At 60.8% G+C, this 22,712-nt stretch carries 20 protein-coding genes and 1 tRNA gene; 6 read left to right on the top strand and 15 right to left on the bottom strand.

Translation table 11 applies throughout. The annotated features are described in order from the left end of the window. Positions 1–33 precede the first annotated feature (33 nt). From FHX06_RS09490 to pcsA, 5 genes are read right to left on the bottom strand one after another with little or no spacing between them, the layout of a single operon-like run. Entirely contained in the window at positions 34–954 is a 921-nt protein-coding gene (locus FHX06_RS09490) for an ABC transporter permease (RefSeq protein ID WP_112547198.1), read from the bottom strand. Further along, a complete protein-coding gene (locus tag FHX06_RS09495; RefSeq protein ID WP_183879025.1) occupies positions 951–2,036 on the bottom strand; it encodes an ABC transporter permease in 1,086 nt (361 codons plus the stop codon). The genes FHX06_RS09490 and FHX06_RS09495 overlap by 4 nt, the downstream gene beginning before the upstream one ends. Beyond that, positions 2,026–3,594: an ABC transporter ATP-binding protein gene (locus tag FHX06_RS09500; protein WP_113117102.1), complete on the bottom strand. Its 1,569-nt coding sequence runs from the start codon at positions 3,592–3,594 to the stop codon at positions 2,026–2,028. Before FHX06_RS09500 ends, FHX06_RS09495 begins: the two co-directional genes overlap by 11 nt. A 39-nt stretch (positions 3,595–3,633) precedes the next feature. Further along, complete coding sequence (locus tag FHX06_RS09505) at positions 3,634–4,614, bottom strand: quinone oxidoreductase family protein (RefSeq protein ID WP_183879027.1); 981 nt, start codon at positions 4,612–4,614, stop codon at positions 3,634–3,636. A gap of 11 nt (positions 4,615–4,625) precedes the next feature. Next, positions 4,626–5,351, bottom strand: a complete 726-nt coding sequence (gene pcsA / locus FHX06_RS09510) for a phosphatidylcholine synthase (RefSeq protein ID WP_112547195.1) — start codon at positions 5,349–5,351, stop codon at positions 4,626–4,628. A 345-nt stretch (positions 5,352–5,696) separates the two neighbouring features. Here pcsA and FHX06_RS09515 point away from each other — a divergent pair, with 345 nt between their 5' ends. Next, entirely contained in the window at positions 5,697–6,509 is an 813-nt protein-coding gene (locus FHX06_RS09515; RefSeq protein WP_112968646.1) for a ferredoxin--NADP reductase, read from the top strand. A gap of 48 nt (positions 6,510–6,557) precedes the next feature. Here the strand turns inward: FHX06_RS09515 and FHX06_RS09520 are convergent, their stop codons facing one another. From FHX06_RS09520 to FHX06_RS09565, 10 genes are all read right to left on the bottom strand, one after another. Further along, positions 6,558–7,172, bottom strand: a complete 615-nt coding sequence (locus FHX06_RS09520) for a GntR family transcriptional regulator (protein WP_183879029.1) — start codon at positions 7,170–7,172, stop codon at positions 6,558–6,560. A gap of 102 nt (positions 7,173–7,274) precedes the next feature. After that, the gene (locus FHX06_RS09525; protein WP_183879031.1) at positions 7,275–8,477 is read right to left on the bottom strand and encodes an ABC transporter permease; all 1,203 of its coding nucleotides are present in this window, start codon (positions 8,475–8,477) and stop codon (positions 7,275–7,277) included. Beyond that, a complete protein-coding gene (locus tag FHX06_RS09530; RefSeq protein ID WP_183879243.1) occupies positions 8,467–9,183 on the bottom strand; it encodes an ABC transporter ATP-binding protein in 717 nt (238 codons plus the stop codon). Before FHX06_RS09530 ends, FHX06_RS09525 begins: the two co-directional genes overlap by 11 nt. Before the next feature lie 12 nt (positions 9,184–9,195). Continuing rightward, on the bottom strand, positions 9,196–10,494 hold the full coding sequence (locus tag FHX06_RS09535) for an efflux RND transporter periplasmic adaptor subunit (RefSeq protein WP_183879033.1): 1,299 nt from the start codon (positions 10,492–10,494) through the stop codon (positions 9,196–9,198). A 292-nt stretch (positions 10,495–10,786) separates the two neighbouring features. Further along, on the bottom strand, positions 10,787–11,683 hold the full coding sequence (locus tag FHX06_RS09540; RefSeq protein ID WP_113117105.1) for a carbohydrate kinase family protein: 897 nt from the start codon (positions 11,681–11,683) through the stop codon (positions 10,787–10,789). Continuing rightward, entirely contained in the window at positions 11,680–12,711 is a 1,032-nt protein-coding gene (locus FHX06_RS09545; RefSeq protein ID WP_113117106.1) for an ABC transporter ATP-binding protein, read from the bottom strand. The genes FHX06_RS09540 and FHX06_RS09545 overlap by 4 nt, the downstream gene beginning before the upstream one ends. Then, positions 12,711–14,225 (bottom strand): argininosuccinate lyase, encoded by a 1,515-nt coding sequence (gene argH, locus FHX06_RS09550; RefSeq protein ID WP_113210594.1) that lies wholly within the window; start codon positions 14,223–14,225, stop codon positions 12,711–12,713. Before argH ends, FHX06_RS09545 begins: the two co-directional genes overlap by 1 nt. Positions 14,226–14,228: 3 nt before the next feature. Next, positions 14,229–15,086, bottom strand: coding sequence for a carbohydrate ABC transporter permease (locus FHX06_RS09555; RefSeq protein ID WP_183879035.1), 858 nt, complete (start codon positions 15,084–15,086; stop codon positions 14,229–14,231). Next, positions 15,083–16,030, bottom strand: coding sequence for a carbohydrate ABC transporter permease (locus tag FHX06_RS09560; RefSeq protein WP_113013639.1), 948 nt, complete (start codon positions 16,028–16,030; stop codon positions 15,083–15,085). Before FHX06_RS09560 ends, FHX06_RS09555 begins: the two co-directional genes overlap by 4 nt. A 9-nt stretch (positions 16,031–16,039) precedes the next feature. Next, positions 16,040–17,296, bottom strand: coding sequence for an extracellular solute-binding protein (locus FHX06_RS09565; protein WP_113013638.1), 1,257 nt, complete (start codon positions 17,294–17,296; stop codon positions 16,040–16,042). A gap of 262 nt (positions 17,297–17,558) precedes the next feature. Between FHX06_RS09565 and FHX06_RS09570 the strand changes: the two genes are divergently transcribed. The 5 genes from FHX06_RS09570 (at position 17,559) to FHX06_RS09590 (ending at position 22,692) form a co-directional block, all read left to right on the top strand. Beyond that, positions 17,559–18,776, top strand: coding sequence for an ROK family protein (locus FHX06_RS09570; protein WP_183879037.1), 1,218 nt, complete (start codon positions 17,559–17,561; stop codon positions 18,774–18,776). Between the two features lie 33 nt (positions 18,777–18,809). Further along, positions 18,810–21,206, top strand: coding sequence for a PIG-L family deacetylase (locus FHX06_RS09575; protein WP_183879039.1), 2,397 nt, complete (start codon positions 18,810–18,812; stop codon positions 21,204–21,206). 10 nt (positions 21,207–21,216) lie between these two features. Further along, positions 21,217–22,083 (top strand): DMT family transporter, encoded by an 867-nt coding sequence (locus FHX06_RS09580; RefSeq protein ID WP_183879041.1) that lies wholly within the window; start codon positions 21,217–21,219, stop codon positions 22,081–22,083. 213 nt (positions 22,084–22,296) lie between these two features. Further along, positions 22,297–22,372, top strand: a tRNA-Lys gene (locus FHX06_RS09585). A gap of 50 nt (positions 22,373–22,422) precedes the next feature. Further along, a complete protein-coding gene (locus FHX06_RS09590; protein ID WP_112547181.1) occupies positions 22,423–22,692 on the top strand; it encodes a hypothetical protein in 270 nt (89 codons plus the stop codon). The last annotated feature ends 20 nt before the right edge of the window (positions 22,693–22,712 follow it).

The raw sequence follows: 22,712 nt of genomic DNA on the forward strand, positions 1-22,712 counted from the left end.
GATTTTCCGGAAACCCGTCTCTATGTTCTTGTTTTATCGCTCCGGTACGAAGGCTTTTCCAAGCGACGCGGGCGTGTTGATCAACGTCGTGCGTCGATTATGAGAAATGATGATGAGAACCACAATAGTCGCGGCATAGGGCAGCATCGAGAGGAACTGCGATGGGATGCCGAGACCGAAAGCCTGCGCATGAAGCTGCAGGATCGTGACCGCTCCGAAGAGATAACCGCCGGCAAAGACCCGCCACGGGCGCCAGGAAGCGAAGACCACCAGCGCCAGCGTGATCCAGCCGCGGCCGGCGGACATGTTCTCCACCCATTGCGGCGTATAGACGAGCGAAAGCTGCGCGCCGGCAAGACCCGCGCAGGCACCGCCGAACATGACAGCCAGATAGCGCGTGCGGATGACATGAATGCCGAGCGCATGGGCAGAACCGTGGCTGTCGCCGATCGCCCTGAGTTTCAGGCCGGGACGGCTTCTGAACAGGAACCAGCTCACGCCGAAGAGCAAGGCAATCGACAGGTAGAAGATCAGATCCTGCTTGAAGAGAACCGGGCCGATAACGGGAATATCGGACAGAAGCGGGACGACGATCTCTTTCAGCTGAATGCCGGGGACGCTGACATAGGGCTCGCCGAGCTGGCCGGAGACGCCAAGGCCGAGAAGGGTCAGCGCCAGGCCGGTCGCCACCTGGTTTGCCACCAGTGTCAGCGTCAGGAAGGCGAAGAGCAGCGAGAAAAGCGCGCCGGCGGCAATGCCGCAGATGATGCCGACATAGGGCGAACCGGAGATCTGCGCGCCGGCAAAGGCGGCGACAGCACCCATGATCATCATGCCCTCGACGCCGAGATTGAGGACGCCCGAGCGCTCCGTCACGAGCTCACCGAGGGCTGCGATGACGAGCGGCGTGGAGGCGGTGATGACGGTCAGGAGAATGGCTTCGAAGATGCTCATGCCGCGTTGCCTCTCACCCGCGACCAGACGATGCGGATTTTATAATAGATCAGCGTGTCGCAGGAGAGCACGAAGAAAAGGATAAGCCCCTGGAAGACGCGGGTGACCTTGTCCGAAACACCGATCGAAAGCTGCGCCGCCTCACCGCCCAGATAGGTCAGCGCCAGCACAAGACCGGAAGCAATGACGCCGAGCGGATTGAGGCGACCGAGGAAGGCGACGATGATGGCGGTGAAGCCGTAGCCGGGCGAAATCGCCGGCTGCAGGTGGCCGATCGAGCCCGAGACCTCGCAGATACCAGCAAGACCTGCGAGCGCGCCGGAAAAGAGGAAGCTGAACCAGATCATCCTCTTCGAGGAAAAGCCTGCGAAGCGCCCTGCCCGTTCCGACTGGCCGAGCACGACGACTTCGAAGCCCTTCAGAGTGAAGCGCATCATGAACCAGACGAGAACAGCCGCGACGATCGCGAAAATGAAGGCCCAGTGGGCGCGGCCGGACTCCTCCCATATTGCCGGCACGATCGCCTCCGGCGCAAAGTCGCGCGAGACCGGGAAGTTGAAACCCTTCGGATCGCGCCATGCGCCGCGGATCAGCCAATCGAGAAAGAGCTGGGCGATATAGACCAGCATCAGCGACGTCAGGATCTCGTTGGTGTTGAAATGCGCTTTCAATAATGCCGGAACGGCTGCGAACAGCGCGCCGCCCAGCGCTCCCAGAATCAGCATCAGCGGCAGCACAAGCGGTGAATGCCAGTCGTAGAAGATGATCGGGACATAGGAGCCGGTGATCGCCCCGATAGTGAACTGGCCTTCGGCGCCGATATTCCAGTTGTTGGAGCGATAACAGACGGCAAGACCGACGGCGATCAGGATCAGCGGTGCTGCCTTGACCGCCAATTCGTGCAACGACCAGACTTCCAAAAGCGGCTCGAGGAAGAAGGCATCGAGTGCCTCGACCGGATCCTTGCCGAGCATGGCGAACATGATCGCGCCAAATATCAGCGTCAGGACAAGGGCGAGAAGCGGTGAAACGAAGGCGTAGAGCTTCGAGACCTGCGGGCGCTTTTCAAGCTCAATGCGCATCAGCGGCCTCCGCGGCATGCTTGCCTTCATGCAGGCCGCCCATCAGCAAGCCAATCTTCTCGCGCGTGAGTTCACCAGCCGCATAGGGCTTTGAAAGGCGCCCTTCGGAAATGACGGCGATATCAGTCGCCACCTCGAAGATTTCGTCGAGATCCTGGCTGATGACGACGACGGCGGAGCCCGCTTTTGCCAGGTCCACAAGCGCCTGACGGATGCGGCTTGCAGCACCGGCATCCACACCCCAGGTCGGCTGGTTGACGACCAGCACAGCCGGCTGGCGGTCGAGTTCGCGGCCGACGATGAATTTCTGCAGATTGCCGCCGGAGAGCGAACCCGCGGCGGGATCATCGCCGCTCTTGCGCACGTCCATGGCCTCCGAAATGCGCCGTGCGGCGGATTTCACCGCGCCCTGCCTGATAATGCCGAGGACACCGAGAAAGGCCTTTCGGTCCGACTGGCTGCGGGCCAGTACCAGATTGTCAGAGAGCTTCATGGCCGACACCGCCGCATGACCATGCCGCTCTTCCGGCACGAAACCGGCGCCAAGCAGGCGGCGGGCCGTGATTCCCTGCGTTCCGACCGGCTTCTTGCGGATCACGATTGCTTCGGCCGACGACACCGGATATTCGCCGGACAGCGCATCGAACAGCTCACTCTGCCCGTTACCAGCGACACCGGCGATCGCCAGGATTTCGCCTGATCTTACGGTCATCGAGACATCGCGCAAGGGCATGGCGAAGGGCGTGCGCGCTGCAACGGAAAGGCTCGAAACGGCGAGTTGCACCTCGCCCTTATCGCTACGCTCGGGATGGGTCACAGCCGCCACCTCACTGCCGACCATCATCCGGGCGAGAGAGGCGGGCGTTTCCTGCTTCGGATCGCAGGCGCCGGTCACACGACCGTGGCGGAGCACGGTGGCGCGATCGCAAATGCGCTGCACCTCTTCCAGGCGGTGGCTGATATAGAGAACGGAGCGCCCTTCGGCACGCAGCTTGAAAAGTGTTTCGAAGAGCTTGTCGGCCTCCTGCGGCGTCAGCACCGATGTCGGTTCATCGAGGATGATGAGCTTCGGGTTCTGCAAGAGCGCGCGGACGATTTCGATGCGCTGGCGCTCGCCAACCGAGAGATCGGCGACATGCGCATGCGGATCGAGCGGGAGGCCATAGGCCGCAGACAGCGCCCTCGCCTCTTCGGCGATCCTGCCGATCGGAATGCTGTCATCAAGCGAAAGCGCGATATTTTCGGCAACGGTCAGCGCCTCGAACAGCGAAAAATGCTGGAAGACCATGCCGATGCCGAGCTTGCGGGCCTCGCCCGGCGAGGTGATAGCAACCGGCGTTCCCTCCCAGAGGATATGCCCATCCGTCGGCTCCAGAACGCCGAAGAGCATCTTGACCAGCGTGGATTTGCCTGCACCATTTTCGCCGAGGAGCGCATGAATTTCGCCCGGCGCTATATCGAGATCGATTTCATTGCAGGCGGCAAAGCTACCGAAGAATTTCGTCAGCTTCTGCACCGATAACAACGCGCCGGAAGCCGGCACATTCAATGGCGACACGTTCCCCTCATTTCTTCTGCCGACCGGTCCTTTTGGATCTCATGGAATCAGCAGCGTCGTTCCGGTTGTTTTTCTTGTTTCCAGATCCGCGTGCGCCCGCCCAACCTCACGCAGCGGATAGGTTTGGTTGATATTGATACGCACTTTGTTGCTCTGCACAACATCAAATAGATTGTTTGCACAATCAGTCAGTTCCCGACGCGAGGCAATATAAGTGAAGAGCGTCGGGCGCGTGGCATAGAGAGAGCCTCTCTGGGCGAGGTGCGCCATGGTAAAATTCTCGATCGCGCCCGAAGATTGACCAAACGATGCGAAGAGGCCGCGTGGCTTCAGGCAATCCAGCGATTGTGGGAAAGTGTCTCGCCCGATCGAGTCATAAACCACGTCGACGCCTTTGCCCCCGGTGATCTCCCGCACGCGTTCTGCGAAGTTCTCGGTCTTGTAATTGATGACATGATCATAGCCATGTTCGAGCGCCAGCTGCACCTTGTCGGCGGAGCCTGCCGTGCCGATGACGGTTGCGCCGAGCGCCTTTGCCCACTGGCCTGCGATGAGGCCGACGCCGCCGGCTGCGGCATGGAAGAGCAGCACGGTTTCAGGGCCGACCTTGAACGTACGGTTGAGCAGATACTCGGCCGTCATACCCTTCAGCATCATGGCGGCTGCTGTTTCCAGGCTGACGCCGTCGGGCACCTTCACCAGATGTTTCGTCTCGATGTTGCGCTCGGCGCTATAGGCGCCATCAGAGCCCGCATACGCAACGCGGTCGCCCACGGCAAAATCAGTCACGCCGGGACCGACTGATGTCACAATGCCGGCAGCTTCCTTGCCGGTCACAAAGGGCAGATGCGGGGCCTTGTAGGTGCCGTCGCGGAAATAGACGTCGATGAAATTCAGGCCGATCGCTTCCTGGCGGATCTGCACCTGACCTTCGGAAGGCGGCGGCAGATCGATATCGACATATTCGAAAACTTCGGGTCCGCCATTTCTGGAAAAAGAAACCGCCTTCGTCATTGCCATCGCCGTTTACCTCACTTGCGTCCGAGCGCAGGGAAGAATTGGAGCACACCGCCGATGACGTAAAGGTAGATGCCGCTCACGATGAAGAGAACGACTGCCCATTGCGGCATATCGAAATGCTTCAGAAGCGAATAGGCGCCAAGTGCCGACCAGAGCAGGAAGATGCCGAGGTTCAACGGGCGCAGCCGCTGGACGCGCACTGGATGCAGGAAGTTGATCGGCAGGAAGGTGAGGACCACCGAAACGGTGACGACGATAAAGGCCGTCATCTCGCTCGCGTGCATGACGAAGAGCGTGAAGATGACCATGTTCCAGACGACGGGGAAGCCCGAGAAGAAATATTCCTCGGTCTTCATGCCCATATCGGCATAGTAGATGGCGCTCGAGACGACGATCATGCCGGCGGCGACGAAGGACCAGGGCTCGCCGATCATGCCGCTCTGATAGAGCGCAAAGGCCGGCAACAGCACATAGGTCACGTAATCGATAATATTGTCGAGCGTATCACCCGACCAGTTGGGCAGCACTTCCTTGACACGCACCTTGCGGGCAATCGGGCCGTCAATGCCATCGACAAGAAGGGCCAGACCCAGCCACCAGAACATATCGACGAAGCGGTGCTCGGCAGCCGCCACCACGCCGAGAAACGCGAGAAAGGAACCGGAGGCCGTCAGAATATGGACGGAAAATGCGCGCATTTCCGCGTATGGAACGCGCTTATAGTTGAAGATTTTCATGTTCCCCCGTAACCACCTGTCGCGCCCGCGTCGCGGTGGGCGTCGTTTTTATTGAAGCATGCGACGATCTTTCGGATCGCTCGCCACGCTCTATGTTTTTACTTGCCGCGTGTCCTTAGCGCAAAACCGCCGAACTGTTTTGCGAGACATGCTTTAATATGCATCCTTTGAATAGCTTAGCCAGTGCAAAAGCGACAGTTCATCACAGCACTGATTCCTGACAATGACATGCATATTTCGCTCCCCAGCCATGCGATGGAATGGATTGCCTTTAATTCAACGGGGTTTTGTAATATCTGCCTCGCATGTGATGATCTTCTTGCGAACGACGAGTCCGATATCGAAATGAACGCACCCGCAAAGACCGAAGAATTCGCTTCCGCCATCCCCGCCGGCGTCTATGCCGAGACGGTGCTGAGCGTGACGCATTATACCGACCGGCTCTTCCGCTTCACGATGACCCGGCCGGACGGCTTCCGGTTCCGTTCGGGCGAGTTTGCGATGATCGGCCTTATGGTCGAAGGCAAGCCGGTTTTCCGCGCCTATTCGATCGCAAGCCCGGCCTGGGCAGAAGAACTGGAATTCTTCTCCATCAAGGTACCGGATGGCCCGCTGACCTCGCATCTGCAGCTCATCAAGCCGGGCGACCAGGTGCTGATGCGCAAGAAGCCGACAGGCACGCTTGTTCTCGATGCGCTGACCCCCGGCAAGCGTCTCTATATGTTCTCGACCGGCACGGGCATTGCACCGTTCGCGAGCCTCATCCGCGATCCGGAGACCTACGAGAAGTTCGACGAGGTCATCCTCACCCATACGGCGCGCGAAATTTCCGAGCTGAAATATGGCTTCGATCTCGTCCACGAGATCCAGAATGACGAACTCCTCCAGGAAGTCGTCGGCGACAAGCTGCGCCATTATGCGACTGTCACCCGCGAGGATTTCGAATATCGCGGCCGCATCACCGACCTGATTTCCTCCGGCAAGCTCTTCACCGATCTCGGCGTTCCGCCGATCGATCCGGCTATTGACCGAGGCATGATCTGCGGTTCTTCCGCCATGCTGAAGGACACCAAGGAGCTTCTGGAAAAGGCCGGCCTCGACGAGGGCGCCAACAGCAAGCCCGCCGAATTCGTGATTGAACGCGCCTTCGTCGGCTGAGGCTGTAGTCCCGATCCACAGGCAACGGCTCCGGAAACGGGGCCGTTTCTATTTCTGGCTCAGATAATCGATGAGGTCGGCCATGGCCTCGCGCGCTTGCTCGGCCTCGCCCTGATGAATGGCCTTGATGACCGTAACATGCAGGGAGATGGAGCGATCCATCCGTTCCGGATTGGCAGTCGAATACCAAAGACGGCGGGAATGGGTCTGGACCGGCCCCAATGCGGCGATCATGAAACCGTTCGGACAGGCGTCCTCCAGGATCTCGTCAAAGGCCTTGTCGGCGGCGAAGAAGCCCGCGAGATCGCCGCGGACGGCGCACTCCTCCATCGCCAGCGCGCAAGCGACAAGCCGTCCCCTCTGCTCCTCATTGGCCGTATTTGCCACCAAAGCCGCAGCAACCGGCTCCAGCTTGCGGCGCACCTGCATGACATTGGCGTGGTCTTCAACGTGAATTTCAGCAATCTGCAGACCGACACGCGGCTTGACCACGATCAGCCCCTGCCAGGCAAGCTTCTGGATTGCTTCGCGCACCGGCGTGCGGCCATGGCCAGCAAGATCGATAAGCTGCTTTTCCGTCACCAGCGCACCCGGCGCCAAAGCCAGCGTCACGATAGCGTGCTCCAGCGCCAGATAGGCGAGATGGCTTAGCGATTCCTGCATACGGGCGAATCCGAGGCTGATATATCAATACTGGCACGGTTGAATGCCGAAGACAAGTTATCCTGATATATCAAAGCCATGCCGTGCGCGAGAGCATTCTCTCTACTCGTGGCGCAATGCCTCGATGGGATTGAGCTGGGCTGCGCGTCTCGCCGGAAAGAAGCCGAAAATCACGCCGATCGCCGCCGAGAAGACGAAGGCGATGAAGATGATGAGCGGACTGACCACGAAGGGCACATTGAGGAAGCTGACCGTACCGTAGGCAAGCGTCAGGCCGAGCATGATGCCTGCTATGCCGCCGAAGAGTGACAGGGCGACAGCCTCGACAAGGAATTGTGTCAGCACCTGGTTTTCAAGCGCGCCGATCGCAAGGCGGATACCGATCTCGCGGGTGCGCTCCGTCACCGATACCAGCATGATGTTCATGATGCCGATGCCGCCGACGAGCAAGCTGACGGCGGCGACCGCTCCAAGCAGACCCGTCAGCAGCGTGGTGGTTCCGGTCATGGCTTCGGCGATCTGCGTCATGTCATTGACGTTGAAATCGTCCTGACGGCCGGGAGTGATCTTGCGGCGTTCACGCAGCAGGTTCTCGACATCGGCCTGTACCTTTGAGGTCGAGACGCCGTCTCGCGCCGAGATGAGGATCGTCGGCACATTGGACGTGCCGCTGATGCGGCGCTGGAAGACCTTGACCGGCATGATGACGGCATCATCCTGGTCGTTGCCCATGCCGGACTGGCCGCGCTTTGCCAGGACGCCGATGACCGGGCAGGAAACCTTGCCGACACGGATCAGCTGGCCCGTCGGATCCGCAGCCCCGAAAAGCTGCTCGCGCACGGTTTCGCCGATGATGCAGCGCGACTGGCCGCGCTCTTCTGGCGGCGTGAAATTGCGGCCAAGCGCCAGATCCCAGTCCTGTGCGATGAAATAGTCGTTGGTCGTGCCATAGACCGTGGTTGAATGGTTCTGGCCGCCGAAAATGACGGTTGCCGTGGACTGGTTGGAGGGCGCAACCGCCCGGAGACCCGGAACCTGATCACGGATCGCCTCGACATCCTTCAGCGTGAAGCGCCGCGCCTCGGAACTGGCACGGCCGGGTCCGAACTGACCGGGACGCACGAAGAGCATATTGGTGCCGAGACGTGACAGCTCGGTCGAAACCTGCGCCGTCGTACCGTTGCCGATCGTGACGAGCGCGATGACGGCGGCAACGCCGATGACGACGCCGAGTACGGTGAGGAAAGAGCGCAGCAAATTGCGGCTGATCGCGCGAAGCGCGAGCTTCAGCGTTTCAAAGAACATGTTCCGCCCTCCGCTGATGCTCTACTTCGGTTTCCAGCTTGCCGTCGACGAAACGCAACAAGCGCCCTGCATAGGCAGCAATATCAGGCTCGTGCGTGACCATGACGATGGTGATGCCCTGTTCGCGGTTCAGCCGCGTCATCAGGTCCATGATCTCGATGCTGGTCTTGGTATCGAGGTTGCCGGTCGGCTCATCGGCGAGCAGCAAGGCTGGCTCGGTGACGATAGCGCGGGCGATTGCCACACGCTGCTGCTGGCCGCCAGAGAGTTCCTGCGTCTTGTGATGTTCCCTGCCCGACAGGCCGACGAGGCCGAGCGCATCCCGCGCCCGCTTGCGCCGCTCGCCGACCGCCATGCCGCGATAGATCAGCGGCAATTCGACATTCTCGACCGCCGAGGTGCGCGACAGCAGATTGAAGCCCTGGAAGACGAAACCCAGCATATGCCGGCGCAGCAGCGTCAGCTGGCTGCGGTCGAAGCCGCCGGTCGAAATGCCCTGGAAAACATAGTCACCAGAGGTCGGCACATCGAGACAGCCGAGTATGTTCATCGCCGTCGACTTGCCGGAACCGGACGGCCCCATGATGGCGACAAATTCATGCGCGCGGATCGAAAGATCCACGCGGTCGAGCGCGCGGATTGCCGCGGCACCCTCACCGTAAATCTTCGAGACCTGCCTGAATTCCAGAAGCGGCGGGCGTTCCATCATCGGCTCCCGTCAGTTCGTCCGCGTCGCGGTGTCGGTGATGATCGCATCCCTTTCGGTAAGCTCGCCGGAGGTGACCTGCGTGAACTGGCCATCCGAGGAGCCAACCTGGATCACGACGGCTGCGGGATGGCCGTTCCGCAGCACCCAGACCCGGCGCTGCGTGCCGGTCAGTTTGGCATCACCGCCACCACCGCTGCGGAGCGGACGCGGCGGGCGGAACAGGCTGAAGATACCACGGCCGCCACGGCCTTCTGCCTGCGGCGGAGCGTAACGCAGGGCCGCGTTCGGGACCATCAGCGTGTCCTTTACGGCTTCCACGGTGATATCGGAGGTCGCCGTCATGCCGGGGCGCAGAAGCAAGTCGGCGTTATCGACCGAAAGCACCGCCTTGTAGGTGACGACATTGTTGACCACCTGAGAGGCAAAGCGGATCTGCTCGATGACGGCCGGGAAGGTGCGGTCGGGATAGGCGTCGACTGTGAACTTTGCCTTCTGGCCGACGGCGATCTGGCCGACATCGGCTTCGTCGACATCCACCTGCAGCTCCATCTTCTTGAGATCGCCGGCAATGGTGAAAAGCACGGGCGCCGACAGCGAGGCAGCAACGGTCGCACCCGGATCCACCGAGCGGGTCAGGATCACGCCATCGATCGGCGCGACGATCTTCGCCTTGCCAAGATTGACCTCCGCAAGCTGCAGGTCCGCCTCCGAGGCCAGGACCTCGGCCTCGTTGATATCCTTGGCGGCGACAGCCGAGTCATATTTATAGGTCGCGTCGTCAAGGCTCTGCTGCGTGGAGACGTTGCTCTTGACGAGGCTCTTCAGGCGGTCGAGCGAAGTCGCGGCCGATTGCATATCGGCATTCGCCTTGACCACATTTGCCTTTGCCGAGTTGAGCTTGGCGCGCGAGCTCTTGACGTCTGCCTCCAGCTTGTTCGTATCGAGTTCAGCCAGAATATCGCCTGCCTTCACTGCGCTGTTGTAGTCGACATTGACCTCACGCATCGTGCCCGACAATTCGCTCGATATATCGACTTGCTGGGTCGGCTGGACCGAACCTGTAGCAGTGACAAGCACTGTAAGATCGCCTCGCTTGACAGGCTGGGTCGTGTAGCTGATCTCGGAACGGCTGCGGCCCGTGTAGAAATAGGCTGCAGCGGCTGCGGCGAGGATTAGGAGCACCAGCGCGATCAGGCGTCCGCGCCAGCGCCGGCCCCTGCTCTGCCGGCCAGCGGCCAGCACGGCAGCAAGATCGGCGTTTGCGCCATTTTTGGAACCGGTCTCTTTACCAGCCTCCAGATTGTCCATGTCATCCTCGAAATATGCTTCGCCATGCCTGGCCTGTTCGCGCCAGAATAATCACAACGAACATGAACCCAACATTACCGATGCCCTGATGATGGTACGGAAATGCGGCTGAATTTCATGAAATATTCGTAAGGAAACAGCTGGATAGCGCGGCAAGTGCAAGCTGTTCCGCAGCAAGCCCGCGGGCTCGACGCCAATATTCCGGGTTCCGTCCGGTGCAGCGATTTCCGCGCCGCTTCAGCTTAATTAGAGCGATCCGCGGCACTGAAAAGACCGCGGCATCGCCCAGAGCCTAGCGTGAGGGAAGGATCGCAGCGCCGCCCGCAGCCTGAACCGCCAGGCTGCCCATGGCAATGCCTTCGCGCAGGCAGATATCGGCACTCGCGCCGCCAAGCCAGGCATGGATGAGCCCGGCATTGAAGGCATCCCCTGCTCCCGTCGTATCCACGACCTTGACGGTGGGAGCATTCTGATGGAGCCGGACGCTGGCGGCCGCGAAATAAGCACCGCCGGCGCCTGCTTTCAGCGCGACGGCCGGGAAGCGCTCGGCGAGCCTGTCGAGTGCTTCTGTCGGATCGGAACGTCCGGTAATCGCTATGGCTTCCTCGACATTGGGAAGGAAGAGATCAATGCCTTCGCAGCGATCGAGGAAATCCTGCTGGTAGATCAGGGCCTCATCCCAGCTCGGGTCGAGCGATACCGTAAGCCCGTTTTCCCTGGCTTTCGCAATCAAGTGGGGGATTTCCGCAAGGGTTGCGAATTCGGCGATGTGCAGGTGACGCGCCTCGCTCCAGGCAAGCGCCTCTTTGAGCGTTGCAGGTTCAGCGCTGCCAGCGCGGCGCGACAGAAAGGCGCGTTCCTCGCCATTGTTGATGGCGACGGTAACCTGCGGACCAGCGTCGACCGCCCGGTCGAGAAAGCGCAGATCGACCCCACTTGCCTGCAGTTCGCCCGCCAGACCGTTGGAAAGTCCGTCCGTTCCGAGGCGGGAGAGCAAGGCGGTCTTGCGGCCGATATGGGCGGAATAAGCGGCCATGATGAAAGCGCCGCCGCCTGCGGCAATGCGCAGGTCATCAGCAAAGAGCTCGCGCCCGAGAACGGGCATAGTCTCCAGACCTGTGAAAATCAGGTCGCAGTAGGTCCGGCCAATGCTGAGCACCGCCGATCGGATGTCACTGTCAGATGTCATTGGCGCCCGAGGGCCTTTTCCGTTTTTGCATCGAAAACATAGAGAGCACCTGACGTTGCATGGGCAGTCACCGCGCTTCCGACGGCCGGTATCACCTTACCGGGGGCCGTAGCAATCACCGATGTTCCGGCGACATCGAAATGCACCAGCGTTTCGGCGCCGAGCGGCTCGACGGCCGTCACCGTGCCCGAGAGCGACAGAACGCCGGCTTCCTCGCCAATGACAAGATCATGCGGGCGTACGCCGATCAGATGGGGACCGCCCTGCCCGATGCGCAGACCATCGGCTGCCGCCGTGCCCGGAAGCAGGTTCATCGACGGGCTGCCGATGAAGCGTGCGGTAAAGACATCGGCGGGGTTCTCGTAGATATCCATCGGCGTTCCCGCCTGCAGGATGTGGCCGTCCTTCATGACAACGATGCGGTCAGCCATGGTCATGGCCTCCACCTGATCGTGCGTGACATAGACGATTGTCGTGCCGAGCCGCTGGTGCAGGCGCTTGATCTCGATGCGCATCTGGGTGCGAAGCTGGGCGTCGAGATTCGACAGCGGCTCATCGAAGAGAAAGGCTGAGGGATTGCGGACCATGGCGCGGCCGATCGCGACGCGCTGGCGCTGGCCGCCTGACAGTGCTGCGGGGCGGCGAGCGAGATAATCGGTCAGGCCGAGGATCTGCGCCGTCTCGTCGATGCGCTTGTCTTTTTCCACCTGCGACAGCTTCGAGGTGTAAAGGCCGAAGCCAATATTCTGGCGTACGCTCATATGCGGATAGATGGCGTAGTTCTGAAACACCATGGCGATATTGCGCTGTTTCGGCTCGCGTTCGTTGACCACCTCGCCGCCGATTTTCAGCGTGCCGCCGGATATGTCCTCCAGACCGGCGATCATGCGCAGCGTCGTGGATTTTCCGCAGCCGGACGGGCCGACGAAGACGACGAATTCACCATCTGCGATCGCAAGATCGATGCCGTGGACGACATCGAGCTTGCCGTAGCGTTTGACGAGCCCCTGCAGTTCGATATTTGCCATCAGGCGGCCCCCATCAATGCCGTGAATCTGGTTTGAAGTTCCTCGGCAGCGGCGGCTTCGCGCGCTGCGTTTTCCTGTGCATCTGCGGCGAATGCGGCAGCCTTTTCCTGGTAGGCTGCAAGCGCATCCGCCATCGGTGCCGGCGCGGGACCGCCGAAACGGGCGCGGACGGCAACGAAATGTTCCGGCGAGACGATCTCGGCAAACTGTGCCTTGTCGATGTCGGGTTTGCGGCCGGCCAATTCCTCGAAAGCTACGAGGAAAGGCCCATAGCCATCGTCCGAAAGACCGCCGCCCTTGGCGACGACGGCGCGGGCGACCGCCGCGGCAATCTCATGCGCCTGCCGGAAGGACAATCCTTCGAGGCGGACCAGCGAATCCGCGAGTTCGGTGATGGTAATGCAGGAGCGGCGGATATTGTAGGCCACACGCTCAGGATCGATGCTGATCTGCGCGACGAAGGCCGCCAGCAGGTCGAGCACGCGTCCGGCGGAATGGAAGGCCTCGTAGCCCATGCCCTGCGTTTCGCCTTCGCTGTCGTTCATGTCGGTGAAGGGCGTATTGTGCATGACGTCGAGCACGGTGCGGGCGCGACCAAAGGTCTGGCTCGCCAGATGGCGCATATGCTCGATCGGCACCGGATTGCGTTTCTGCGGCATGATCGAGGAGATCTGCACCAGCGCATTGGGAACATAGATCTGGCCCACCTCGAAGCTCGTCCAGAACTGGAAATCCTGGATCAGGCGGCCGAGATGCAGAAACATCAACTCGATCGCACTGTAGGTCGAGGTTGTGTAGTCGACCGCGGCGATGCAGCTGTAGGAATTGCGCAGCGGCGCAGCAAAGCCCAGCAGTTCGGCGACGCGGGCACGATCAATCGGGAAGCCTGACGTGGTGATCGCCGCAGCACCCATGGGGCTCAGGTTGACGATCTCACGCGCCTCGGCAAAGCGCTCGATATCGCGGATCAGCACTTCGATCGCCGCCGAAAGATAATGGCCGAAGGTTGTCGGCTGGGCCGGCTGCCCGTGCGTATAGGCAACGATCAACGTCTCCTTCTCCCAGTCGGCTGCCGCAATCATGGCATCGAGGAGCGTACGCGCCTTGACCATCAGAGCGTCGATGCGCTCCTTCAGGCCAAGCTTGAACAGCGTGTGGTCAATGTCGTTGCGCGAGCGCGCAGTGTGCAGTCGGCCGGCGATATCGACGCCGATGCGGGCCTTCAACTCCTTCTCGATGAGGAAGAAGAAGTCTTCGACCTCGCCGGTATAGACGAGTTTTTCCGGGTCGATGTCGCGATCGATCGCTTCGAGTGCGGCGGCGATCTTGCCGGCCTGTTCGCGATCCAGAATGCCGGTTTCGACCAGCATGACGAGATGGGCACGGTCGATGCGGCGGAAGCCATCGACATGATGCGTCTTGGCGCCATCGAAGAGCGGCTTCAGCACCGTTTCCTTGTAGACAGGGTCAGGAAAGACGCTCCTGTCGGCAAGGCGTGGATTGGTTTCGGTCATGTCTTATCCCTTCAGACCGGCCAGCATGACGCCGCGCACGATGTAGCGCTGCAGCACCAGGAAGACGATGAGCGTCGGCAATGTCGCGAGTGCCGCACCGGTCATGATCATTTCCCATTGGATGGATTGCTCGACGGCAAAGCTCGAGAGGCCAACCGGCAGCGTATAGAGTTCGCGGCTGGTGGTGACGATCAGCGGCCAGAAGAAGGCCGTCCAGTTGCCGAGGAAGGTGAAGATGGCAAGCGCTGACAGCGCCGGTGTGACCAGCGGCATCGCCACCTTCCACCAGATCTGGAATTCGTTCAGGCCATCGATGCGGGCAGCCTCGAGGAAATCGTTCGGGACCGTCTCGAAGAACTGCTTCATCAGAAAGGTGCCGAAAGCGGTCATCATGCCCGGGAACATGATGCCCCAATAGCTGTCCAGCCAGCCGAGCTGTGCCGACATCAGATACCAGGGAATGACGAGCATTTCCGTCGGGATCATCAGCGTCGAGAGGATCGCCAGGAAGATCAGGTAACGGCCGCGGAATTCGAACTTGGCGAGCGTATAGCCGACAAGGCTGTCGAAGAAGACGTTGGACAGCGTCACCGTGCAGGCAACGATCGTCGAGTTCAGGAACCAGCGCATGAAGCGACCGTCGGAGAGAACGGTGATGTAGTTCTGCAGCGTTGGCTCGGCCGGGATGAGACGCAGGTCGTAGACCTGGCCTGCCGTCTTCAGCGAGGTCGAGAACATGAAGAGCAGCGGCGAGACCATGATGAGGCCGCCGATGAAAAGCAGCGTCCACGTGATAATGGCGCCCGGGCGGATATTGGCTTTCGCCAAGGGTGCCGCGGTGTTCGTGGTCACGGCACTCATTTGCGTTCCCTCAGTATCCAGAGCTGCAGCAGGGAGACGCAGAGCAGGATGGCGAAGAGCACGACGGTCTGCGCAGCTGCATACCCCATGTTGTAGGATGAAAAGGCCGTCTGATAGATCATGAGAACCAGTGGCTTGGTCGATCCGAGCGGGCCACCGGGATCGTTGGTCGTCATGTTGTAGACCTGGTCGAAGATGCGCAGGAAGCCGATCGAAGAAAAGACGACGAGGAAGACGGTCGTCGGCTTCAGGAGCGGCAGCGTGATCTTCCAGAGGATCGGCCATTCGCCGAGACCGTCGATCTTCGCGGCCTCATAGAATGTGTTCGGGATGGCGCGAAGGCCGGCCATGAAGATGATGATCTGGAAGCCGAGGCCGGCCCAAATGGAGGTCACCATGATCGAAGGCAGGGCCTGATCGACTGAGCGGATGAACTGCTGCTGCGGCAGGCCGATCATGCCGAGCACGTCGTTGATGACTCCGATCGGGGCCGGCTGATAGAACCAGCGCCAGACCCAGGCCATGGCGGCGGCCGTCGTCAGGAACGGCAGGAAATAGAGCGCGCGGATCAGGCCGTGCAGGAAACGCACGCGATCCAGGAAGAAGGCCACGACGAAAGAGATGATGAGGCTCAGTGGCGTGCCGATGATGAGATAGGTGAAGGTATTGCGGAAAACTTTCCAGAATTGCGGGTCGTTATAGAGCTTCACATAATTGGCGACGCCGATGAATTTCGGCGGTTTCATCAGATTCCAATTGGTGAACGACAGGTAGAAGGCCTGCAGCGTCGGATAAAAGCGGATCACGCAGTAAAACAGGATCGGCAGGGCCAGGAATGTCCAGACCCAGACAAGGCGTTTCTGGCGCATCGTCAGCCGATCCCAGAACGATCCGGCGGGACGGCTGATAGCCGCCCCTTCCGTATTCGCGGGTGCGGAGCTCATGGCCGTCCCTTATTTGCTCTTTGCGTTGTCGATGATTTCCTGCTCGGCGGTTGCGGCCTGAGCAAGGGAATCCTCGGGCGACTGGCCCTCAAGCAGAACGCGGTTGACCATATCGATGGCGTTCTGGCGCTGACCGGCTTCATCCACGAAGAGCGAAGTGTGCGAATAAGCAAGTGCCTTCAGGAACGGCGCATAGATCGGGTTCTTGAGGTTTTCGTCGGTGAGAGCAGCCTCGCGACGAGCCGGCAGTTCGCCAACCGTGCCGAGCCAGATCTTCATGGCTTCCGGCGAGGTGACGTAAGCGAGGAACTTCTTGGAGGCTTCAAGCTTTTCGCCGGAGACCTTGGCGCCGATGCCGTTGGCGAAATAGCTCGCATAGTTGGAGCGCAGGCCGTCAGCGTTGGCGGGAAGCTCGGTGACGCCCCATTCGAAGTCCTTGATGCTGCCGAAGGAGCCGAGGCGGAAGGTGCCGTCGATCGTCATCGCCGCCTTGCCGCCGCGGAAGGCTGCCTGGCCCTCATCCATGAAGCCGGTCTGACCGACCTTCTTTTCAGTCTGCAGGCTGGTGTAGAATTTCAGCGCCTTGATGCCGGCATCGCTGTTGTAGGTCACCTTGGAATAGTCAGCAGTATAGGGCTCGCCGCCAAACTGGCGGATCAGTACCTCACGCCACCACTGGTGATCCTGGCCGCCCATATCGAGCGTCGTGCCTTCGACGGCAATGTTGCCGGCGGCGTCGCGCTTGACGGTCTTTTCGGCGGCGGCCACGAATTCATCGACCGTCTGCGGCGGCTTGTTCGGGTCTAGGCCTGCTTCCTGGAAGAGCTTCTTGTTGTAGAAGAGCGCCAGCGAACGCACGGCGGTCGGCAGGCCGTAATAGTCGTCGCCACGCTTCATCGCCGTCACGATCGGGAAGAAATCCTTCTCGATCTGGTCATGCGGGAAAGCGTCTGTCGGCAGCGGCTGCAGCAGTCCGCCGGCGATGAACTGGTCGAGCCAGCCGTAGAAGAGCTGCATCACGTCAGGGCCGTTACCGGCGAGATTGGCGGCAACGACGCGTGTCTGGTAATCGGCATAGGGGAAGGTCGTCTGCTTGACGGTGATGTCGGGATTGGCCTTTTCGAAATTGGCGATCAGCTGGTCCATCGCCTTGACGCGCGTATCATAGACATACTGCCAATATTCGATTTCGACCGCCTGGGCGCTGTTGACCGCAACCATGCTGATGCCGGCAAACAGGCCAGCCAATAAGATTCCGCGACGCATAATCTATTCCTCCATTGCCCGAGCCGGCATCCTTCCGCTCGCGCTCATCTGGTTCCCCAGGGCATCCCGCACATCGGCAGCGCCCCGATTTGATTGGCTCGGAAAGATGGAACTGAGGCTCCTCTTCCTCGGCATCGCACTGCGACCCTTTCAGGCTGGTTCGTATGGGAGGCTTTGTCAATAAGATAATTTAGTTTAATTATTCTATTGCCCACTTGATGATATCGGCGCTATCCATACCGGCAGAGACGAGGGCGGAGAGATGACACGGCAATCCGGCAAGCAGCAGATCGCGATGGGCAAGAACCCCGAGCGCAGCCGCGACCACAATCGTCGTGTCGTGCTCGATGTCGTGCGCATGCATGGATCGCTTGGCCGCATGCATATCGCCAAGCTGACACACCTGACCGCGCAGGCCGTCGCCAACATCGTTGACGAACTCGTCGACGAACATCTGCTGATGGAGATTGGCCGGCTGCGCTCCGGCCGCGGCCAACCACCGATCCAGTTTGCCGTCAATCCTGACGGAGCGGTGACGATCGGCGTCGAAATCGCCGCCGACCATATGGTGACGACGGTGCTCGATCTCTCGGGAAAAGTCCGTTCCGAAACGATCATGCCGGTTGTGAATACCAACCCGGAACATATCGTCCCGCTCTTTGCCGGTGAAGTGAAGAAGGTGCGCAAGCGTTTCCCGTCGAAGCTTCTCGGCATCGGCGTGGTCATGCCCGGCCCTTTCGAAATCGAAGGCATGAGCTCGGTCGGCCCCACTACCCTGCCCGGCTGGAGCAGCATCAATCCGGCCGCGGTTCTGAGCGAAGCCAGCGGCGAGACCGTCATCGTCGAAAACGACGCGAATGCGGCGGCCGTCGGTGAAAGGCTGTTCGGTGCGGGCCGCGCTATCTCCAATTTCTGCATGATCTATTTCGGCGTCGGCGTCGGTCTCGGCCTCATCCACGACGGCGCGCCCTTCCGTGGAGCCTTCGGCAATGCCGGCGAAATCGGCCACGTCGTTGTCGCTCCGCGCGGCAAGCCCTGCCCTTGCGGCCAGCGCGGCTGCCTGGAGCGCTATGCCTCGCTGCACGCACTGAAGGAGAAGCTCGCCGAGGCCGGCCATGAGAATACCGATTTTGCGGCCATCGAAGTGCTGCACCGGGAGGGCAATTCCGTCGTGAAGGAGTGGATCGCGGAGACCGCGGACTATCTTTCGCCGATGGTGGCAATGCTGGAAAACGTTCTCGACCCGGAGACCGTCATCCTCGGCGGCGCCCTACCCGACGCCATTATCGACGATATCGTCGCGGCCATGCAGACGCTTCCAGTCTCGGTCGCCAGCCGGCGGACGCGCGCGCTGCCGCGCGTCATCCGCGGCCAGACGGGCCAGTTGACGGCCGCACTCGGTGCCGCTGCGCTGCCGCTCTTCGAAGCCGTCACCCCCAAACTCGACATATCACCGACCGCCGCCGATACCGCAGCTTGAGATGCGCCGCCGGTCTGCCCCAATGGAGGAACCATGCTGACCGACCGAGATCGTATTGAGAAACAGAAGCGGAGCCTTTCGCTCACGCGGCTGCACCGGGCACTCTCCCGCCTGACCTCGACCGTCACCATGATGAATACCGGCGCCCATCCCGATGATGAGCACAACGGCCTGCTCGCCTATCTGCGCCTCGGCCTCGGCATGCGCGTCATCGTCGCCTGCTCGACCCGCGGTGAAGGCGGGCAGAATGCACTTGGTCCGGAGCGGCTCGGCGCGCTCGGCATCCTGCGCAGTCGGGAAATGGAAGAGGCAGCCCGGGAACTCGACGCCGATATCCATTGGCTCGGCCACGGCCCCGAAGATCCAATCCACGATTTCGGATTCTCGAAAAACGGCGACCGGACCTTCGACCGCTGGGGCGAGAAGCGGATCGTCGAGCGGCTGGTCCGCGCCTATCGCCAGGAACGTCCCGATATCGTGCTGCCGACCTTCCTCGACGTGCCGGGACAGCATGGACACCATCGCGCCATGACGCGGGCGGCGGAGACCGCCATCGGCCTTGCCGCCGATCCCGCCGCCTTTCCGGAACATTTCGAAGAAGGCCTGACACCCTGGCAAGTAGCCAAATTCTACCTGCCTGCGTGGTCGGGCGGCGGTGACACCTATGACGACGAAGTTCCGCCACCAGCCACGACATTGCCGCTCACTGTCGCGAGTTTCGAGCCAGTCAGCGGGGTCAGTTATGGTCATATCGGGGAGTGGTCGCGCTACTACCATGCCTCTCAGGGCATGGGCCGCTGGCGTGATATCGGCCACAATAGTTGGCCACTGCACTTAAAGCTCAGTGCCGAGGGAACTGTTGCAGAAAGCGCTATCCTCGATTCGCTTCCCTCGAGGCTGGCTGATCTCGCGCGCGAAACGGACTTGCCGCAGGGTGTCGTCGATGCGCTGATGCGAGCGGATGGCGCGATCGGCAAGGCGATCGAACGTTTTCCGGAACGATCCGCCATCGTGAATGCGTTGCTGCAAGCGGCGTGTGAGATCGAAAAGGCGCTCGAACAAGCACCCGAGGCATTCCGCTGTGCTCACGAGCATCGCCTGCGGCGCAAGCTTGTCGAAATCGATGCAGCCCTTTGTGAGGCCGAGCAGGTCTTCGTTCGCGCCGTTGCCGAGCCCGCCGAGCTTTCGCCTGGCGCGATCGGCAGGCTCACTCTTCATCTCAGCGGCAATGCCGGCGCTGCAGTCGTCAATGCCGATGCAAGATTGCCGGACGGCGTTTCGGCAGGCCTCAAAGAAACCTCACCGCTGCAAATCGCCTATGAGTTGACGTCGACAGCGGACGCGCCGCTGACCCGGCAGTATCAGCCGGGATGGTCGAGCCTCGGCGGCAATGGCAATGCTTCCGTCGACATCAGGGCGCAGATCGGCGGCCGTTCGGTCACAGTGGCCGTCGATCTCGAAGAGCAGCTCGTTATCGCCCCACGGCACTCGCTGACCCTTCAGCCCAATGCCTTCATCATTCCGGTAGAAAGCGATGGGCGGAAGCTGACCATGAAGGCTGCATCAACGGGGCATGTCGGCCTTTCCACGCCGCCCGGCTGGACAATCAGCCAGGCTGATGGCGCGACCACCCTTTCAGCTCCTGATGTCATAACACCCGGCCTAGTCACCATCACGCCGCTCGTGGACGGGCAACCGGCCATGCGCATCTCGCCGATCGCCTATCCGCATATCGGCCATACGAGCTTCCGCGAACCGGAACTGCTGCGGGTTCTGGCCCTCGACCTCAAACTGCCCGAAGGCGCAAAAATCGGCTATGTCGGTGGCGGCGCGGATCGCGTCGGCCTGTGGCTTGGTCGCATGGGGCTCGACGTCACCGAACTCGATGCTCAGGCTTTGTCAGGCGATCTTTCGCGCTTCACGACCATCGTCGTCGGCATCTTCGCCTTCGGCATCCGCAAGGATCTCGCGGCCGCAACTGCCCGCCTGCATCGCTTCGTCGAAGAGGGCGGCCACCTGCTGACGCTCTATCACCGCCCTGTTGATGGCTGGCAGCCGGATGCGACGCCACCGAAACGGATAGACATCGGTTCGCCCTCCGTCCGCTGGCGCGTGACCGATCCGACGGCAGAGGTGACCGTGCTGGAGCCTGACCATCCGCTGTTGTGCGGTCCGAACAGGATCACATCGGCAGACTGGAATGGCTGGGACAAGGAACGCGGCCTCTATTTTGCTGCCCGCTGGGACGACGCCTATGTGCCGCTGCTTGCCATGCATGACCCTGAAGAGCAGCCGCTCAAGGGGGCCTTGATATCAGCAGAAATCGGCAAGGGCCGACATACACATACGAGCCTTGTGCTGCATCACCAGCTCGACAAGCTGACATCAGGCGCCTTCCGGCTGCTTGCCAATCTCGTGCAGCCCGCCTGAGGCACGCGAGATGGATGGCCTTGCCACAGCCAGGGATAGCCGTTTCGGCATTCTCTGGCTGCTTTCCGATACGACACTGGTGACGGGCATGACGGTGCTGGTCAAGATGCAGGGCGCATCCTACCCGGCCATCCAGCTTGTCTTCATTCGCGCACTGATCGGGCTGGTGCTTATTCTGCCGTTGATCTGGCGCCATCGCCAGCAGCTTGCCAATTCCAGAGATCCTTTGCGAAACATCATGCGCATCAGCTGCAATGCCGTCGCGCTGACCAGCAATTTCGTGGCGCTCACCATGCTGCCGCTGTTGCTCGTCAATGCGCTCGGCTTCACGCGGCCACTCGTCTCCATGCTGATGGCAGTCGTCATGCTTGGCGAAAAGGTCAGCCGCTGGCGGTGGGTCGGCGCGGTATTTGCCTTTGTCGGCGTGCTCATCATGCTGGCGCCGGATACGTTCGCCTGGAATTTCGGGCTGATTGCGGTGCTGTTGTCGATCATCTTCGGGGCACTGGCGACGATCCAGACACGGATGCTGCATTACGAGAACACGACCGTCATGATGGTCTTCTATACGGCGGGCCTGACCCTCATCACCTTCATTCCCGCACTCTTCGTCTGGCAGCCCGTGCGCGGCGAAGACTGGCCTGCCCTGCTCGGAATCGGGCTTCTGGCACAGCTCGGGCAATTCTGTTTCCTTCGAGCCTATCAGATTGCGAGCGCCAGCCTGCTTGCGCCTTTCGGCTATCTGTCGATCGTCTTTGCGACGGCCAGCGGCTACATCTTCTTCGATGAAGTGCCCGATCTCCGCACATTCATCGGCATCGCCGTCATCATCGCAACCTTGCAAGCAGTCGCCTTTCTGGAACGACGGCGGCGGTAACGTCCCCCCTCGGTCGATCGATCAACCACTAATTCGGGGCGCCGGCAGAAAATGCTCGAATGTCTGGACGCTGCAATACCGCCCTCTGACGATGGCATGCATCAAGAAATGTGCGCAATGCGTCCACAAGGAGATTTTTTCGGTTGACCGCGATAGGTCGCCTGCATATGTTCCGCGCACTTCCAGCCGGGGTGCTTCGCACTCGCGGAAAGGGAGAGCGTAGCTCAGCCGGTAGAGCAACTGACTTTTAATCAGTAGGTCTCGGGTTCGAACCCCGACGCTCTCACCATAGTCCTTTTGTTTCCCAACTGTACGCCGCGTGAGGGTGCTGGAAGTCAAATGCCGAAAACACCCAAAGAACCCAAACTCGAGCATTCCGACTTCTCCGGCGAATTCGAAGACGGCGGAGTGACCGTGCTGGTCGACATATATCGGCCGGCTGGCACCAATGGCGATTGGACGCTCGAGGTCATCTCACAGACGGAAGTCGTGACGACCTGGGAAGACAAGTTCGCGACAGATCTGGATGCTTGGGAAGAATTCCTGGCCACCGCAGAGCGCGATGGCGTGCAGAGCTTTCTCGATGAGGATGAACCGCAGCTGCATTGACGGGATACTGCCAGGCACAA

Source organism: Rhizobium sp. BK512, assembly GCF_014194915.1.
Taxonomy (GTDB): Bacteria; Pseudomonadota; Alphaproteobacteria; order Rhizobiales; family Rhizobiaceae; genus Rhizobium.